Below are 17,396 nucleotides of genomic sequence, written 5' to 3'. Positions count from 1 at the left end.
TAGTTTTTATGGTTATGTACTATTAATTTCCGTCGGGTTTTTCCATTTCACAGAAAGGGGCCGGACACCAGTGGAAACTGTCTACGTTATCCGGCTTGGCGGGATCGTAAGAAGTATCTGTTTTCAGATATTTCGTCAGTTCCGGGGTAGCCTTTTTCATTCCTTCTATCACACATTTCGCTATTTGGTAAGCACCGTAAGGGTTAAAGTGGGTATTGTCGGCCAATTCTTTCTTTTGTCCGGGAAAGCTGCCCATCGGATAGTGTACAAAAGCCTTTTTCGAACCGCTTTCGCCCAACGCTTCATACAGTGTACCGGTCATGTTGTTCAGTTCTATCAAAGGTACATTTTCTTTTGCTGCAATCCAGCGTACTGCATCCGGATACTCGCCATGTGTATTGACGGTACGGCCTTCCTTGTCAAATCTGCGGCGACGTGTCGGAGTAACCAGCACCGGCTGTCCGCCTTTCTCCTGTATCTGGTCGATAAAGGTTTTCAGACTGGTCATAAAAGAGTAATAGGCGCCTTTACCGGGACCTTTCTGCTTTTGGTCATTGTGTCCGAATTCAACGAAAACATAATCTCCTTTCTTTATCTGCGACATAATCTTTTTCAGGCGGTTCCCGCTGATAAATGTATTGGCGGATAATCCGGACTCTGCATGGTTGGCTACCGATATTTTGTCCGTAAGGAAACGGGGAAGCATTTGTCCCCAGCTGGCCCAAGGTTCATTTTCCTGATCTACTACTGTGCTGTTTCCACATAAGAAAATAGTTGGAGTGGCAGGGTCTGCTGCTTCTACACGGATACTTTCACATACGGGAGCATCTCCGTTAATTTCGATTGTCAGTCTGTCGTCCCAGTCCAATTTGCTTTTTTCACGGTCTTTGACCTTTACGGATTCTTTGGCGGAGATACGGGGACTACGTTTATTGACGATGAATGTTTCTTCTACGAATTCTCCTTTTTTAGTAGGCAGATTCTCTACGAACAGGCGGCGTGATTCTGCACGTACAGTTGTATTCCCTGCCTGTTTCTTACTGCCTAAACGTACCGTGACACGGTAATTTCCGTCCGGCACACGTACCGAGAAATAGAAAGGATCATTACTGTTTTTCTTGGGTGTATCTACACGGTCGAATCCGTATCCGGTTTTTTCCGAGTAACGTGGAGCATCGGCTAATTGAAAAGTCTGTGGCAGATTTTGTGCTTCTATACTAACTGCTGTTGCCAGTAATAAAAGGCTTAATAAGGTTGTTTTCATTCCAGGTAAAAATTAAATATGTAATAAGTGAAATTTATCTTTTCTGTTTCCGTAGCTAAAGTACTGCGTTTTTTGTTTATGTATAATGGATATACGTGTGAAAAGATGGATAAATTGTGCTATTTTTCATCTTCTCCAATATAATAGCCCAAATGTGTAGGCTGATTGTATCCTATATTCTGCATAGCTTGTGACATATCATAGGTATGGTCGTTCGTCAAATGTACAAACCGGTACTCGGTAGGATGATTGGTCGAAAAGATATAGATGGACAATCCGTCGCTGCTTCTATAAATCACTTCTTCGCGGTAATCTCCCAGAAAGTCTCCATAATAACAAGGATTGGCTTTGGTTGAGTTATTGGATTTTACACCGCCACCGTATTTTTCGAAAGTTATCACCCGCGACATATTCCAGGGAGCGGATTTCGTATAACTATGAACCATTACATCATCCAACATCTGACGGGTCAATGTTCCGGTCCAGAAAACAGCGTTATTATAACTTTTGGATCCGGTTTTGGCAGAAGGCAATGTTGTGCTAAGCAATTGTCCGGTTTGGCAACTGTATACTCCGCTGGCTTCGGCAGACCAATATTCGTGTCCGGGACTTTCCGGAATAATATCCGCTACCAGGCATCTTCCCACGTCTCCCGGAGGGTTATTGTCTTCATCATCCTCGTCGGCACTGTCTCCGCTATCTCCGGAAGTAGCTCCGCCTGCATGGCCGGTTATAAACTTCCCTGTCGCTGCATCGAATACGGCACAGCCGTAGCCGAAGCCGCTATTCATATATTTGTTAGGATTTTCAAAGCAAGCTACTACTTGCAGCCCCGGACGGTCGGGGATAAACTTGCCCACGTGCAACGCATCCCCATGTCCGTTTCCTGTACAGTAGAGACCTTTTCCATTGCGTGCGATGGCTGCCGAACCATAAAGTATCTCATCGTAACCGTCTCCGTTTAAGTCTGCTACCCTGAAAGAATGTGACCCCATGTCTCTGTACGATTCACATCCTTTATCGTTTGTATTGAATTTCCATCGGGGCAATAATGAGGAACCGTTAAAGTCCAACGCCCATACCTGCCAGTTTTTATAAATTCCCCGAGTGATGATCAGGCTGGGGTTGGCTTTCCTGACGCCATTCTGAGGAATTCCGTCCAAATAAGCGGCTCCGATAAAGAAACGATCCATTCGGTTGCCGTAGTCGTCTCCCCAATAATTGTGCCAGTATTTGGCACGTTCGTAATTACTGCCTTCTCCTCCGCGTGGAATATTGTTGGTACGTGCCACTTCCACACCTTGTCCGTTGACAATGGATATATATTCCGGCCCGTCAAAGATTAGTCCGTGAGTGGAGTGTAGTGATTTCCCTGAATACCATCCTTTCCCGGGAGAATCAACCGGCTGCCTGTAATCGTTTACCTCTCCGTTGGCGGCTGTTATTATCGTATTGTCGGCAAATTTGGTTCCTTCGGAGGTGCGGAAAGCGATCTCACATTTTCCGTCACCGTCAAAATCATATACGATAAAAGAAGTATAATGGGAACCGGAGCGTATATTGATTCCCATATCTATCTGCCAAAGGAAGGTTCCGTCCAGCTTGTAAGCTTCCAGCAAAGTGGTTCCTTCCTGCCATCCGCCTTTATTGGCACCGTCATAGGGTTGGCGTTTTAATATGATTTCCATTACTCCGTCACCGTCGAGGTCGCCCACTTGTGCATCATTGGCATTATATGTGATAGCGGGGTTTGGCACGTTGGCGTTCAACCGGATAGCCCGGTAGAAAGTCTGCGCCATTGAGGGAGTCAGGGTATATTCGCAAAGTGTCTCTTTTGAACCGGATATGGTAACGCGATATGTGTTCGTGGTTTGAGGGTTAATATCTTTGTCCGCCCAACAGGTGGTATGGTCAATAGGCGTTTCGTTCAGTTTGGTTTCTTGTCCGTTATCTTCACTTTTATAAATATCAAAGGAAATATTATCCGGATCTGTCGGGAGTAGTCTCCAACTGATTAGTGCATGGGAGTAACCGGAAGTATGCTGTTTTACATCCTTATAATTAGGGTCGTAGCTGACCCACATACTGCGCTCTCCTTTGATAACTTCCTCTTTGGGTTCTTCCTCTTGATTCTCTGCATTATTTGTGTTATTGTCTTCCGGTGACTGTATGGACTCATCTCCGCAAGCAATAATAAAGAGCAGCATTCCGATCAATGACAAATAGCGTAAATATTTCATGGTGAATACATTTGGTTAACGTTCGAATACAAAGATGAGGAGAGTCTGGCGTTTGTGACATGGATACTTGTACGTTTACATGGATTATTTGCCGATGAGACCTTCGTTTGTGTGCCGGTTTGATAATCTGTGCTGGTTTGTGTACGTTTGTCCATTTTCTATTATTTCTATTCCGTTTAATTTTGCCATAAAGTGAAAGCAAGCCTTTGTATGCTAGAATTTTGAGCTATTAATCAAACATGAATTTATACTATTATGAAAACTCGTAAAATGATGACCGCGTATGTTTTCCCTCTTTTATTATCGGGAATTACGTTCTTGCATATCTCCTGTTCCGATAATGAAGGAGATGAAATATCCAAGCAAGGTACTGTCGAAATCACTGCCGATTGGGGGGATTATTCTGCGGAAGCGCAACTTCCGGACGATTACACTCTTTTTATTACCGGAATCGGCGAACGGAATGTGGATAACCGGACTGCAACTTATCAATCTGCCTTGAATGTCGGGACGTATGATGTGGTAGCTTATAATAAGCCTGCCAATGTGACTGTGAATAATCTTACAGCCAGCGTTGCGCATGGCGAAGACGGGACCTTGCAACAGCCTGGTTGGTTTTTCTCTAATGCCCGTGCTAAAGCGGTGGTAGTGGAACCCGACAAAACGGTGAAGACCTCTATTAAAATGAAACAGCGTGTCCGTCAGTTGACATTGACACTGGTTCCTCAAGGCGGAGAGCCCGGACAGGTGGCAGGAGAGATTGAGGCGACATTATCCGGCATTGCTTCCACCTTTAACCTGTCTACGGGAGAACTGTCTGAACCCAAAAGTATAAAGCCGGTGTTCACAAAGCAATTGTCTACCGGAGCTTATTCGGCTACCATCTATATAATAGGTATAGCGGGGAATGAGCAGACACTTTCCTTGTCGTTACCGTTGACGGGAGGCAGGACCTGTTCTTTGGTCAGTGATATGACAGAGGAACTGAGATACTTCGGAAACGATATCTCTCCGCTTTATCTCAAGGCTGCGCTCGAACTTCCCGAAGGAGCCGGAACGTCAGGCAATATCCATACGTGGGAGCCGGAGTTTACAGACGGTCCGGATAATGTGGAGATTCAATAAACAATTCTTAAAACGACTTCTTAATTATAGCTTGATAAATTAGTGAATCATGAAAAACAGAATTCTTTTGACGGTCCTATCATTGATGGTATTGACCGCCTGCAATAACCAGCAAGAGATGGGAGATACGACAGGACAAATGCCGGTATCTGCCGGTGTATCGGGAATGATCAGTCAAGAAGCGGCTTCGAGAATGGCGAATGATACGTGGGAGGAGGAAGATGCAATCGGCATATCCGGAACAAGTGGGGATGTGACTTATACAAACAGGCGACATAACTTTACCGGAGGCTCTTCCTTTACTCCTGCACCGGGTGCTGTTATCTACTATATCGATGAGGAAGAATCGGAGTTTTCCGCATATTATCCTTATACTGCATCGGGGCACACGCTGCTCGAAGCGAACATAAGCAACCAGACAGGCAGTAAAAACTTTGATTATCTGTATGCCACCGCCAAAGGTTCTTTATCGTCTCCGATGCTGAACTTTAACTTTCATCATACCATGTGTAAGGTGGTCTTGAATTTTATTCCGGGCACAGGTTTTGCCGTAGATACAGACTTTAGCGGTTGCACAGTCCGTCTGGCTTCTCTCCATGCTTCCGGTTCGTTTGATACGTTGGCGGGAATTGCTCAGGCGAATACGGCAACTGCCGGAGGGTTGGAATTTACGGATGGAAGCACCGTTGCGGCAAATGCGAATACTTATTCGTTTATATTATTTCCGGAAACTGTCTCCGGAGGGACCGCTCTCTCTCTGATCCATAACGGGACCGCTTATGAAGGTGTTCATTTAAGAAGCAAGGACTCTTCTAATTTGGCTTTGACAGGCGGTAAAGTATATGAATATAACGTTAAAGTGAACCGTACCGGGCTTGCCGTCTCTTCCTCCGCCATTCATGGATGGAATGATGAACTTCCCGACAAAGATATAGATATAAACTTGTAGAACTTTAGAATCTGAATAGTATGATAATAGAGAATAGAAAACTACGATTGTTTGCATGGCTGTTCGTTGTTGCCATAGGCAATGTATTGATGTCATGTACCTCTGATGAAGAAAGGGGAAACAGTGTGCTTGACGGCACCTATCCGATGACGTTTGTAGGACAAGTGTTCGATCGGCCGTTGACACGGACAACTTCGGAAGGTAGTTGGGACGGTACGGAAAAAGTAGCCATACAGATAGGTGAGGAAGTGAAGCTGTATACTGCCGACGAGAATGGCGGACTGACTGCCGATGAACCTTTTTATTGGGAAAATAAAACTGAGGCAGTTGACGTATTGGCTTGGTATCCTTGCAATGAGGCGGAAGTTCCTGTTTCATTTTCTGTACAGCAAGATCAGAATCTGGAGAATGGTTATCAGAATAGTGATTTTTTGAGAGCTCGGAATCATTTTTCTTTTTCGGATCAGCCAACCTTAGACTTTTATCATTTACCTGCAAAAGTACAATTAAACTTGAAAGCAGGTGAGGGAGTGGAAGATGAGGAAACAATAAAAGATGCCTCTATTAGTTTTGTCAATATGTCGTTGACCTCCGGTGAGTTGGATATGATTTCGGGGACAGTGGCACAGACTTCCGGAAACACAGAGATTGTTCCTCTAAAGTTCTCTGGTGACAAGATAACGGAAGGTTATCTGCAAACCGTACAGGCATTGCTTGTTCCTCAGCAAATGAAAGGTATCCCTTTTATAAAAATTGTCATAAATAATGTTCCGTCCTATTACATTCCGGAGGAAGAGGAGGATGCGAACCTGCAATCGGGTTATCTGTATGTCTATAATGTTACAGTAAACAATAAAGGAGAAGTTGAAGTTTCATTAGCCGTTTCAGGACCGGAATGGACTCCGAATGGAGATGGACATTTGGTGACGAGCCGCACTTGCTATACGGCAGATGATATAAAACCCGGTGATTTCTTTTATCGTAGTGCGGATGGAAACAGTTGGCTCGTGAGTGATGGCGGTTTGCGCGAGGTGGATAACACGACAGGAGAGAAAGTTTGGGAAACCCCGTCTCAGACTCCGGCAGATTTCAAAGATGGAAGAGCCTATATTGGTGTCGTGTTCCAAACAGATCCTAGAAGAATGAGCGAGTTGGAGAAATCAAAAGGATGGACGCATGGATATGTGATGGCATTGACTAATGCCTCTGAGGCTTGTACTTGGGGGGAAAATGTTGATGAGGATAATACTTATTTTCCTAATGTGTCGAGGTTTGCCGATATGTATTCGGATATAGATGGATACAGTAAGACGGGATATATGATCGAGAATAAACTTGATGGGGTAGAAAGTGCCGATATCACCACTTATGATGCATTTTATTATGCTAGTAAATATGGAATGGGAGAAAGTGAAGTATATGCTGCACCTGGCACTACTTCTGGATGGTTCTTGCCGGCCATTGGACAATGGTGGGATATTCTGGAGAATTTGGGAGATGTAAATGCTCTTTTAAAGAATAGGACAAGTAGTACTACTGGTGTTATGACACTAAAGAATGATGCGAATAACTTATCTCAAGTTACATCTGAAGAATTGAATAAGCGAATGGGGGTAAGTGGCTCAGGCTTTACCCCTTTTGCCGAGAGTACTTTTTATTGGTCAAGTACAGAACAAGCACAGAAAAAGGTGCGTCGGGTTCTTTTTGACACTACTAAAAACAAGTGTACTTTGCGCTTGGGAGACAACGATAAAAATAGTAAGACTTCTACTGTTGTTCGTTGTATCCTGGCTTTTTAAGCGACCTATTACAACATTTCATTTATGAATAATAAAAAAGAGTATTATGAAACAATATAGATTATTTATGTTACTGGCTTCCGTTTTCCTGTTAGCAGGTTTGAATTCTTGTTCGCACGAAGAATTCTCCGAAAGTACTTTGCCGGAAAAGGGCTTGTCTTTATCACTCAACGTTATTTCCAGTAGCTATGCACCAGCTGGAGTAGAGAACACTGGAACGCGTACTTCGGAAGAAGACTATACTACCCGTTTTACTTCCAGCGACCGGATTGGCATATTGCAGATAATAACTCCCGACAATGGAGAAAAACAATATAAGAATTATTGTTGTACGGTTGATGATGACGGGAATTGGTCTTCAGATCAGCCCTTGATTCATCAATCCGGCAATGTAAACTACATTGCTTATTATCCTTATCAGAAGGTGAACGATGAAGCGGAGCTGAATGCGTATCTTGCAGATTTTACTCCTCTGCAAGATCAGTCGACTCCTGAAGGATACACCAATAGCGACCTGATGAAAGGTGAAGGCATTGTATCTAATACTACTTTGACCGTAACTTTGCAACACCTGATGGCATTGATTGTAGTTGAAGTTCAATACCCTTCTGATCTGGCGGAAACCTCTCTTGTAGTTTCGTGGGAGGACGGAAAGATTCTTTATCCTGTTGTTGGTCAGGAAGGAGTTTTTCGTTATCTTGTAAAACCAAATGTGGCAATCTCTTTAGAAGGAGGCTATCCTTATTATAGCGGTACACAGAAATTTAAGATTCAGGCGGAAGAATCCGAATTGCTTTCTGCACGATATTTGCTGTATAAAGTGGATGCGGAGTAAGAACTTGATATGAACCTACTAAATTAAAATAAGAAAGATAATGAAACTGAAATTACTGTTTTTAGCGTTTTTGGTGCTTTCTACTTCTGCCATTGTAGAAAAGTCTCCGGTAACGATTTATATGATTGGCGATTCAACTATGGCGAACCGTAACCTCAAAAATCCGAAGAACAAGGAACGTGGATGGGGGATGATGTTGGGCAGCTTTTTTCCGTCCGATAAAGTGGTTGTTTCCAACCATGCTGCCAGTGGACGTAGCACCAAGAGTTTTATCAACGAAAAAAGATGGGCGAGAGTAGTCGCTCTGATTAAACCGGGTGACTATGTGTTTATCCAGTTCGGACATAATGACGAGAAAAAGGAAAACCCGAAACTTTATACCGAACCGGGCGGCACATTTGATGATAACCTGCGTAAGTTTGTGAACGAAACCCGTGCAAAAGGCGGTATCCCCGTTCTTTTCAACTCTATCGTTCGTCGTAAGTTCTGTCAGGACGCAGCAGGGCAGTTCACAGATTCCTTGCTGGATACACATGGCGAGTATCTCCTTTCTCCCAAGCGGGTAGCCGAAGAACTGAATGTACCCTTTATTGATATGAATAAGATGACTCATGATTTGGTGTGTCAGATGGGACCGGAAAAGTCGAAGGAACTGTATATGTGGGCAGGTAAGAAGGACGATACACATCTGAATATCAAAGGTTCCCGCGTCTTTGCCGGAATGGCGATTGATGCGGTCGGTAAGAAAATTCCTGAATTGGGTAAATATATTCGCCACTTTGATTATGTGGTAGCTACGGACGGAAGTGGTGACTTCTTTACTTTGGATGAGGCTTTAAAGGCAATTCCTGCAAAGACAAAGTGTAAAGTGCTCGTACGTACAGGGCAATATGGTCCGAAACCGGAAATTAAGAACAAGTTGATAAAGATTACGGAAGATGAAGGCGTAACTTATGGGACTCCGGTAATTTAGCGAGAAACGCTACTTTCAAAGTTCAGAGAAGGAATAGAAGAACAATAATTCATTTTTACCACAATACTGGAACGGCTCATGTTTTCAAGGCATGAGCCGTTTCCGATTGGTTTATAATTTAGTTCCTGTCAGTATATATATTTGTTTCTGATACCTAATGAAATTATCCCTAATGCTACATAAAACTATTCGTCTGACAACTGTTAAACTTTCGTCTGACAGTTGTTGTTCTTTCGTCTAACAGTTGTCAGACGAAAAAGAAACAGTTGTCAGACGAATAAATTCATGAATGAAAACAGTTTATTTCTCTTTGTACTGCTGCTAGTGTTGTCTGTAACATTATAGAATGTTTATTTATAGTGTGATGGAACGATTTGCTTGCAGATGGTCGATAAAAATGTTTTTGGGATTTTATACTAATAGGTTGCTAAAGTCTTTACTTGATGATCCGGGTCTTTATAAATATGACGATACAAGAAGTGGATTATTGAGCAACTTTTCTAATTTGAGAACATTAACTAAAGATTGTTGAGTATGAGAATGATAATAACTTTAATCAGTACTTTGTTTTGTGTAGCCTATCTTTCTGTGCAAACACATTATTATGATGTTAGCAGAACATTCTATGAAAATGGGTATACTTATCAGTGTGATGTACAGCGTTCTAAGCGAGTTCGATTATATAATAAAGATAACGAACTAACTTATACAAAGTGGGTGTTTAAAGATACTGGGAAAGAACCACCCTTTCCATACGATATTGATGATACAAAAGATGATACATGGACAAAACGGAAATGTTATTCCATTGTTAATAACGCATTTTCTGTTGAGGAGAAGCAACGTACACGTGGAGAGGAATTAGATATATGTATGTATATAGATTCAAATACAGGGAAGGTAATAGAAGTAGATTTCACTTTTCTTGCTACTAATTCTTTTGCAACAATTCCAATTTCTGTCTATCGCAAGATAGAGATAGGACTAAAAGAGAACATTTGGTTTACCACAACTGCGGAGGGAAAGAAAATGAATTATCTGGTACGAACATGGAGACAAGAAATCGGAGCATTTATTGCCTGATTGATTTTCGTCTTTGTATTGTCAATAATAAGCATTGTTTAAGAATGAAAGTAACAGGATTATTAGTTGTTATATTTTTCACTAGCTCCTTTTTTGTTTCTGCTCAAAAGAATGAAACAGTATCGCCTAAAAACATCATATATTAATTGGCGTTTTTTATGATTTTGACATAGAGAGATTTTGCAAATGCAGGTTAAGTGCTCATTTATCATTGTTCGTTCGGCAATAGGGACTTTCTGTACGGTTTCTATTAGAATGTTTAATTCTTGATATCAATCAAAATATTGAAATTCTTCAAAAATTCTCTTTTCTTGAGAGTAACCATTCTTTATTTAGCGTGACAGGTACATTTGCGAAGCCCAGTCCACTCGGCGGATTTTTAGCAATCTGTTTGGTAGTCAGTGTCAGTTTATACATTGGTCGGAATAGTTTTGGATTAATTGGAACATTAGTCTGTCTTATTATTTTTGTCGGACTATTATTGACAGATTCGCGTGCCTGGTGGATTGCTGCCACGACAAATGTATGCTATTTATGGTTTTACTTTTTGTCTGTGTGGTAATGTACTTGTATAAAAAAGTATCTGCTGACGGCCGTTTATTGATATGGTATTGTACGATGGATATGATTGCAGACAAACCATTTCTAGGGTATGGAAAGTAATGGTTGGATAGCAAATTACATGTATTATCAAGCTAAATTCTTTGAAGAACATCCAAATTCAGATTATGCAATGGTGGCGGATAATGTTGCATAATCGGGTTAGTGTTGGTCGTTGGACTTATTTAGTTAAAAAAGCAAACATTAAAACTGATAGATTATATTCGCTTTGCCAGAAGAACAAAAGAAGAAATTTGCTATGCAGTTTTTGTTTATATATAATTTCTCTTTTTTGTTCTTCTGCTCTTTTGTCAAAATATAGTTAGTCTATTTTTCTTGCTACATTTTTATTTGAACTTATATCCTCTGAAAGTTCCTTTTAAGTCCGTTCCGAAATAGAAACCGGGTTGTGTTGGTTGGTTATATCCTACGTTTTGGGTGGCAATGCTGATTCTGTATATCGGATCTTCCAGAAAAGTATGGAAACGGTAGTCAGTTGGGATTGTCGATACATACAGGCGTAGGGAATTGTTGTCTTCTGAGCGGAAAAGGACCTCCTCTCTCCAGTCGCCGATGATATCTCCTTGCAGGCAGGGGGTAGCTTTGGTACTGTTATTGGAGGCTACTCCTTCAAATTCGATGAACGGGATGAAACGTTTCTGTTCCCAGTCATATTTGCTGATATACGTTTTATCCAGTACTTCCCGCAATAGGTCTCCATCCCACCAGACAGCCATATTAATAGGGAAGCCTTTTGTTTTCGGAGCAATCAGTTCACCCTTGCAGTTGATAATGCCGCCCGTTCCCGATGACCATAACTCTACTCCAGGAGATGTCGGATCGATGTCGGCTGCCATACAACGACCTATATCTCTGGAACTTTTAAGTTGCAGCAGGATTTCTCCCGTAGCGGCGTCACGGTAAGTACTTCCGTCACGTTTGTTTTCGTGGCAGGCCCATACTTGCAAACCTTTGCGGGTTGGATCGATTTGTGTCAGATGGAGAGCGTCTCCATGTCCGAGCTTGGTGGAGTAGAGCCCTTTGCCGTTATGGTCGATTGTACACGAACCATAAATAATCTCATCGCATCCGTCACCGTCTACGTCTCCTACGCGGAGATTGTGGTTGCCTTGTTTGAGATAATCCTCGTTTCCGGGAGTATTTGTGTCGAATACCCAGTGTTTTTTCAGTTTCTTTCCATCCCAGTCGAAGGCAGCCAGCACGATACGGGTGTAGTAACCGCGACACATCACTACGCTAGGACGGATGCCATCCAGATAGGCTATGCAGGCAAGGAAACGATCGCTGCGGTTGGCGCGTGTATCGCCCCAGTCTTTGGTATTGCCGCGAGCAGGGATGTAATCGGTGGTATAAAGAGCCTCGCCGGTAAGTCCGGAGAATACAGTCAGATATTCGTTACCTTCCAGAATACGTCCCTGACGGGTGAGTTTGTTCTTCTTTTTGTCGAACACACCGGGTTCGCGATAGTCGGCTTTGGCGTTGCCTATCACTTTCCCTTTCCCGTCTACAGTACCATCCGAAGTACGTGCCACCACTTCCGCTTTCCCGTCACCATCCAGGTCGTACACCATGAACTGAGTGTAGTGTGCTCCGGCGCGTATATTTCTCCCTAAGTTAACGCGCCACAACTGTTTGCCGTCCATCCGGTAACAATCGATATATACTTCACCCGTATATCCGTCGTGAGAGTTGTCTTTTGCATTACTAGGTTCCCATTTTAGGATGATTTCATATTCGCCGTCACCGTCTACATCACCGATGGAAGCGTCATTCGGGCTGTATGTATATGTATCGCCTGCCGGAGTGATCCCCTCTGCCGGTTTCTTTAAGGGGATCTGCAGATAGCCTAAGGGGGCATTGGCGGGAAGCGTGTATTTCCCGTCGAGTAGATGCGTTTCTTTTCCTTTTACTACGGGACGTACCTCGTAGACCGCAGCTTTCTGACTACTGTTTTCGTCACGAAATAGCGTACCCGTCACTATCGGTTGGGAGGTCAGTTTTTTCCCATCCCGATATATATTAAAAGCCGTTTCCATCGGGTCGGAAGAGAGATACCTCCATGAGACTACTACGGTTGAAGGATTCTCACGGATGGCAACCACACCTCGTCCGAGCTTTTCTTTTTGCAATTTTGAATAATTATAATTGGGCTGGGCGTTCATCGTTATGATAGATGACAATGCGCATATCAACCAATAAATACATCGTTTCATACTGTTTTATTTTTTAGTTTCTATAAATTCCCGGTGGAAGAGCTTTTAAGCTGCATATTACATTTGTCATTGTGCTCTGAGATAATAGGGGTATTGTCCTTAGTATCCAGTGTGACCTCTGCCAGATTAAAGTTTCTGCTGTACCGGATTTGTCCCGCTTTCTGTGCTTGTGCTTCAATGGCATACAGGAAGAAGTTCTCCAAGCGTAATGTATCGTTCCATCCGGAAGCGGAGATAAATTCCCTTACATTGGTCGCTTTGATATGTGAAAGATATACATTGCGGAACTTAGGATAGCCTTTTTCCTCCGGAACTACCGGAGTAAGCAGTGTCTTCCAGTGCTCGGGAATTTCCTGATGGGAATATTCTTCGGGCAGTGTGCTGTAACTATATTGCGGATTCCAGTTCAAATCGGCGGCTAATACATTCCGCACGCTGTCGGCTTTCACACGGGTGATGTAGATATTCTCTATGGTTCCTCCCCGACTCATGGCACTTTTCAATCTCAAAACACTCCAGGTTCCCTGAGCAGTGAGGTCATGCCCCAGAATATTACGTATGCTGCCGGAAGTTTCGCTTCCGCAAGTGATAAGCCCTGTCCCTTTATGGGTGGTGCAATGACGTATCACTACATTCTCCGTTGGGCGGTTGACACGCAGCCCGTCTGTGCCTCTGCCCGATTTCAGGCAGATATTGTCATCGTTGCAATCTATCATACAGTTCTCTATCAGTATATTCGAGGAGGAATCGATATCTACCCCGTCCGTACTCGGCCCTCGTCCGTCAATATTATTGTTAATCTTGAGTCCGTTGATACTGCAATAGTCGGAATAAAGAATCTGGCAAGCCCAGAAACCTGTACGCATTAAGGTAAAGTCTTTTAAAGTTACGTCCGTACTACGTTCTACCAAAATACCTCGTACGCGTTTACAGTCGTAGTCCACAGCCCATCGCAAGCCTTTCGATTCGTATTCTTTACGCATTTTCCAATATTGTTCCCAAAACTTCTTTCCCCGACAATCGATAACTCCTTTTCCACTGACAGCCACATTCTTCTGTTTGACAACATTGATGACGGCGGATGGCCATACCATTTCAATGCCGGCAATGCGGGAACGAAACTCAGGATAATTATTAATGTCGGTAGAGGCAAGTAGAGTAACTCCCTTGTCCAGTAGCAGATTGACACCGCTTTTGATGAACAAAGCGCCTACCAGATAGTGTCCGGGAGCCAGTGTTACCGTTCCGCCTCCTGAAGCAGCGCAACTGTCAATCGCTTTTTGGATAGCTTCCGTACTAAGTTTGGTGCTGTCGGCTATCGCACCGAAAGAGTTGGCAGATACGATTGTTCCTTCCGGTTGCTTTCTGCTGCCTACACTGTCCGCCCAGTTCAAGTCCGCCTGCTTAGGGAGTTTTCCCCAGTCATAGGCGTTTTCCGCCTGTCTGCCGGAGTTGCAGGCGGTCAGGAATACGGTGGTTAGAAGAGAAGTAAGAATGCTGTTAATTCTCATTTGATCAACTTTAGATGATTAAGATTTATATGGAGCAATTGCCCTCGTTATTTTTTTCGACTAAATTAGCGGCTTTTATCAAGGAGGCGAATGGAGTGATGTACGAAAGCATGGATTATTTCTTGGGTGTTAACCGTGTGCGATAGAATGTCCATGAATTACATAAAAAGTCCATGCGTCTCTGATAATCGCAGTCTGAAGGCCTTCTGGATGGGATACATGGATAGTCCATACAAAAGTACGATAGTCCATTCTTAACAGTATGCGTCTGCGCTTATCTTTGTGGCATAAATAAAAATTGTTCGTAACTCCATTTTAATTTTAAGACTATGATACACACATTGTTGAGTTTATGTAAGCAAAGTTTTGGTTGGCTGGGGACTTGTTGGCTGGTCTTGTTGCTGGTGCTGACAGGTTGTACTGATAGGGAAGAACAGTATGAACGTCCTTCCTGGCTGGAACCTCCTATTTACGATGTGCTGACGGAGAGGGGGAATTTCTCCCTGTATCTGCATGCAGTGGATAAAACCTTGTATAGCTCTATCCTCAAAGGAGCGGCTAATTATACGGTATTTGCTCCGAATGATGAGGCTTTCCGCCATTATCTTTCCGAACACAATTATTCTTCTATCGATGAAGTTCCCGTCGAGGTACTGACTAAAATTGTGGCCTATTCAATGGTCTTCAACCGTTTCGAGTCTGCCCGTTTGGGAGATGTACTTTCGAGTTCCGTATGGGAAGAAGGAAGTTCCGTAAAGAAACGTACCTCTTATTATAAGACTCTCTACAGGGAGACGATTGACGGAAAGGAGCAATGGGTTGTGGACAGCCCGGCAGATGTTACCACCGTGCTGACTCCGTATAAATATCTGCCTATCCTTACTTCAACATATTTCTCGCAGGGCAAACTGTTGCCAGTCGATTATGAAACATTCTTTCAGGGAACGGCCTATTCCGGTTTGCATGCGGCAGCCGGCAGTGTCATTAATAAAGATATCTATGCCGAAAACGGGATTATACATGAGGTATCGGCCGTCAACGAACCTTTGGATAATCTTGATGAAATGTTGAAGGCAAACGGACGTGAAGAGTTCCGGAATGTTTTGGAGACAAAAGTCGGGGATTCCTATTTGTTTATGTCTTATTTGCTTGGAGAGAATACGACGGAAGTCTATAAAAAGCTCTATCCGGACCGTAACATCTCGGCTGTTTATTGCAAGACATACCTTAATCTCCCCTACCTTCTTAATAACGAAGATTATAAAGGTACAGAGACCGCTACTACCGAACAGCAGGGGTATACATTGCTAGTTCCCTCCAATGAGGCAGTTACTCAGTTTGAAGAAACCGTACTTGCCCGCGCCCGTGTTGAAAAACTATCCGATCTTTCATTGACTACATTAGGTTATTTTCTGAAAGCTCATATGGTAGACCGTATTATCTGGCCTTCTCAGTTCGCGAATGAACAGAATACCAATGGCGAATTTTTGAATGGGGAAGGGATAGACGGTCCCCGGCTTGAGGACTGTATCACAGGAAGTCACTTCGCTAGCAATGGAGTGCTGTATGATACGAAGGAAGTTGTTAAGAGTAAATATTTTAATACTGTCTATTCGGAAATTCTGTTGAATGAGGATTGCCGTACGTTGGCGGATGTGGCATTTGGCAAGTTCTTCACCGGTGACTGGCTGATAGAGCTGACTAAAAGTGTCTTGAACGGAAATAAAGAGGTAGATTATCTGTTGGTGTTACCTTCCGACAGGTTGCTGCAAATGGACGGATATTCGTATGATGAGATAAACGGTAAGTTTGTGAATGAGGATGCAAAGAACGCCGGACTTTCTTCAGTGGACGATCGTTTGAAGAGACTACTCCGTATGTGTATTTTTCAGCGCACCAAAGGAGCGACGGAGTTGGAGGACTTTAATGGCTTCTCGGCTTTGGGATACGATGGTTACGGCTATGCGGTAAATGCTTATGGGGATGTCGTTCGTTTCAAGAACAATAAACTGCAAGGACTGGGAAATATTCTGGATGGCGAAGAGGTGGAAGTGGAAGAAATGACGGATTTCGCTTACAACAACGGGCGGGTATTCAGAATCAAGGACGAGGATATTGCAGCGGGAAAAATGTTGCAATACAGTCCTCGCAAGACCGGTAGCGGGGTGGCTGCCTGGACAGATCCGACTCTGTACAGCCGTATTGCTTCATATACCGAGCAGAACAGCGATTGTCGGTTGTTCAAACAATATATGGATAGAGTGTATGGCGGAAGTGCCCCTTCTTTTATTAAGTCCGGAACTTTCTATACCGTCCTGATTCCTACCGATGCTGCTATACAAGCCGCTGTAACCGCCGGAAAGATTCCTGCATTACCTGCCGGTAGTGCGGAGTTCTCTACAGAGGAAAAACCTTTGGTGGAACGCTTCCTGCAACTGTGTTTCCTTAGCGGAACAGTCGTTGTGGATGATGGATTGCCTTATATGGAACCGGGAAAAAATAAGAGCCTTTCGTTGACAACGGCTTATAAGCTGACCGCTGCCGATGTGGATTTATGGTCTGCCAATACATTGGTAGATGTCTATAAGGATGAAAGCAACTCTTTGAAGTTCCGTTTTCAGGATATTAAAAGTAACAATTGGGTGAAAGTGGAAGGGACAGATCCGGTATCACCGGTCCGTGGCGAAGGAAAGAGCAATTATATGGGACCTTTGTCCGTCATTCATGCAGTGGACGGAATTATCTGGTTTAAAACAAATCCTCAGGAATAAGAAAATCTAATA

Annotated in this window: 12 protein-coding genes; 7 read left to right on the top strand and 5 right to left on the bottom strand. The window is 43.3% G+C overall.

Annotation, left to right across the window (positions count from 1 at the left end; all coding sequences use genetic code 11):
- Positions 1-22: 22 nt before the first annotated feature.
- Together GD630_RS13985 and GD630_RS13980 are read right to left on the bottom strand one after the other, a co-directional pair.
- Positions 23-1,264 (bottom strand): rhamnogalacturonan acetylesterase, encoded by a 1,242-nt coding sequence (locus GD630_RS13985; RefSeq protein ID WP_143866201.1) that lies wholly within the window; start codon positions 1,262-1,264, stop codon positions 23-25.
- Between the two features lie 119 nt (positions 1,265-1,383).
- A complete protein-coding gene (locus GD630_RS13980) occupies positions 1,384-3,504 on the bottom strand; it encodes a rhamnogalacturonan lyase family protein (protein ID WP_143866199.1) in 2,121 nt (706 codons plus the stop codon).
- Between the two features lie 255 nt (positions 3,505-3,759).
- On the opposite strand from GD630_RS13980, the gene GD630_RS13975 reads away from it, so the two are divergent.
- The 6 genes from GD630_RS13975 to GD630_RS13950 all read left to right on the top strand — a co-directional run bounded on the left by GD630_RS13975 (position 3,760) and on the right by GD630_RS13950 (position 10,268).
- Positions 3,760-4,629, top strand: coding sequence for a FimB/Mfa2 family fimbrial subunit (locus tag GD630_RS13975; protein ID WP_143866197.1), 870 nt, complete (start codon positions 3,760-3,762; stop codon positions 4,627-4,629).
- A 49-nt stretch (positions 4,630-4,678) separates the two neighbouring features.
- Positions 4,679-5,578, top strand: a complete 900-nt coding sequence (locus GD630_RS13970) for a fimbrillin family protein (protein ID WP_143866195.1) — start codon at positions 4,679-4,681, stop codon at positions 5,576-5,578.
- A 20-nt stretch (positions 5,579-5,598) separates the two neighbouring features.
- Positions 5,599-7,377 carry a fimbrillin family protein gene (locus tag GD630_RS13965; protein ID WP_143866193.1) on the top strand — a complete coding sequence of 593 codons (1,779 nt, stop codon included), beginning with the start codon at positions 5,599-5,601 and terminating at the stop codon, positions 7,375-7,377.
- 46 nt (positions 7,378-7,423) lie between these two features.
- On the top strand, positions 7,424-8,212 hold the full coding sequence (locus GD630_RS13960) for a fimbrillin family protein (protein ID WP_143866191.1): 789 nt from the start codon (positions 7,424-7,426) through the stop codon (positions 8,210-8,212).
- Positions 8,213-8,252: 40 nt separating this feature from the next.
- Entirely contained in the window at positions 8,253-9,185 is a 933-nt protein-coding gene (locus GD630_RS13955) for a rhamnogalacturonan acetylesterase (protein WP_143866189.1), read from the top strand.
- 534 nt (positions 9,186-9,719) lie between these two features.
- Positions 9,720-10,268 (top strand): DUF5043 domain-containing protein, encoded by a 549-nt coding sequence (locus GD630_RS13950; protein WP_143866188.1) that lies wholly within the window; start codon positions 9,720-9,722, stop codon positions 10,266-10,268.
- Positions 10,269-10,562: 294 nt separating this feature from the next.
- Here the strand turns inward: GD630_RS13950 and GD630_RS21450 are convergent, their stop codons facing one another.
- The 3 genes from GD630_RS21450 to GD630_RS13940 all read right to left on the bottom strand — a co-directional run bounded on the left by GD630_RS21450 (position 10,563) and on the right by GD630_RS13940 (position 14,613).
- The gene (locus GD630_RS21450) at positions 10,563-10,685 is read right to left on the bottom strand and encodes a hypothetical protein (RefSeq protein ID WP_262890819.1); all 123 of its coding nucleotides are present in this window, start codon (positions 10,683-10,685) and stop codon (positions 10,563-10,565) included.
- A 530-nt stretch (positions 10,686-11,215) separates the two neighbouring features.
- Positions 11,216-13,102, bottom strand: coding sequence for a rhamnogalacturonan lyase (locus tag GD630_RS13945; protein ID WP_143866184.1), 1,887 nt, complete (start codon positions 13,100-13,102; stop codon positions 11,216-11,218).
- Positions 13,103-13,122: 20 nt separating this feature from the next.
- The gene (locus GD630_RS13940) at positions 13,123-14,613 is read right to left on the bottom strand and encodes a glycoside hydrolase family 28 protein (protein WP_143866182.1); all 1,491 of its coding nucleotides are present in this window, start codon (positions 14,611-14,613) and stop codon (positions 13,123-13,125) included.
- Positions 14,614-14,942: 329 nt separating this feature from the next.
- Between GD630_RS13940 and GD630_RS13935 the strand changes: the two genes are divergently transcribed.
- Positions 14,943-17,384 carry a fasciclin domain-containing protein gene (locus GD630_RS13935; protein WP_143866181.1) on the top strand — a complete coding sequence of 814 codons (2,442 nt, stop codon included), beginning with the start codon at positions 14,943-14,945 and terminating at the stop codon, positions 17,382-17,384.
- Positions 17,385-17,396 lie beyond the last annotated feature (12 nt).

This window comes from Bacteroides zhangwenhongii (genome assembly GCF_009193325.2).
Taxonomy (GTDB): Bacteria; Bacteroidota; Bacteroidia; order Bacteroidales; family Bacteroidaceae; genus Bacteroides; species Bacteroides zhangwenhongii.
The sequence above is the reverse complement of the archived record's forward strand: the minus strand, read 5'-3'. Positions and strand labels throughout refer to the sequence as shown.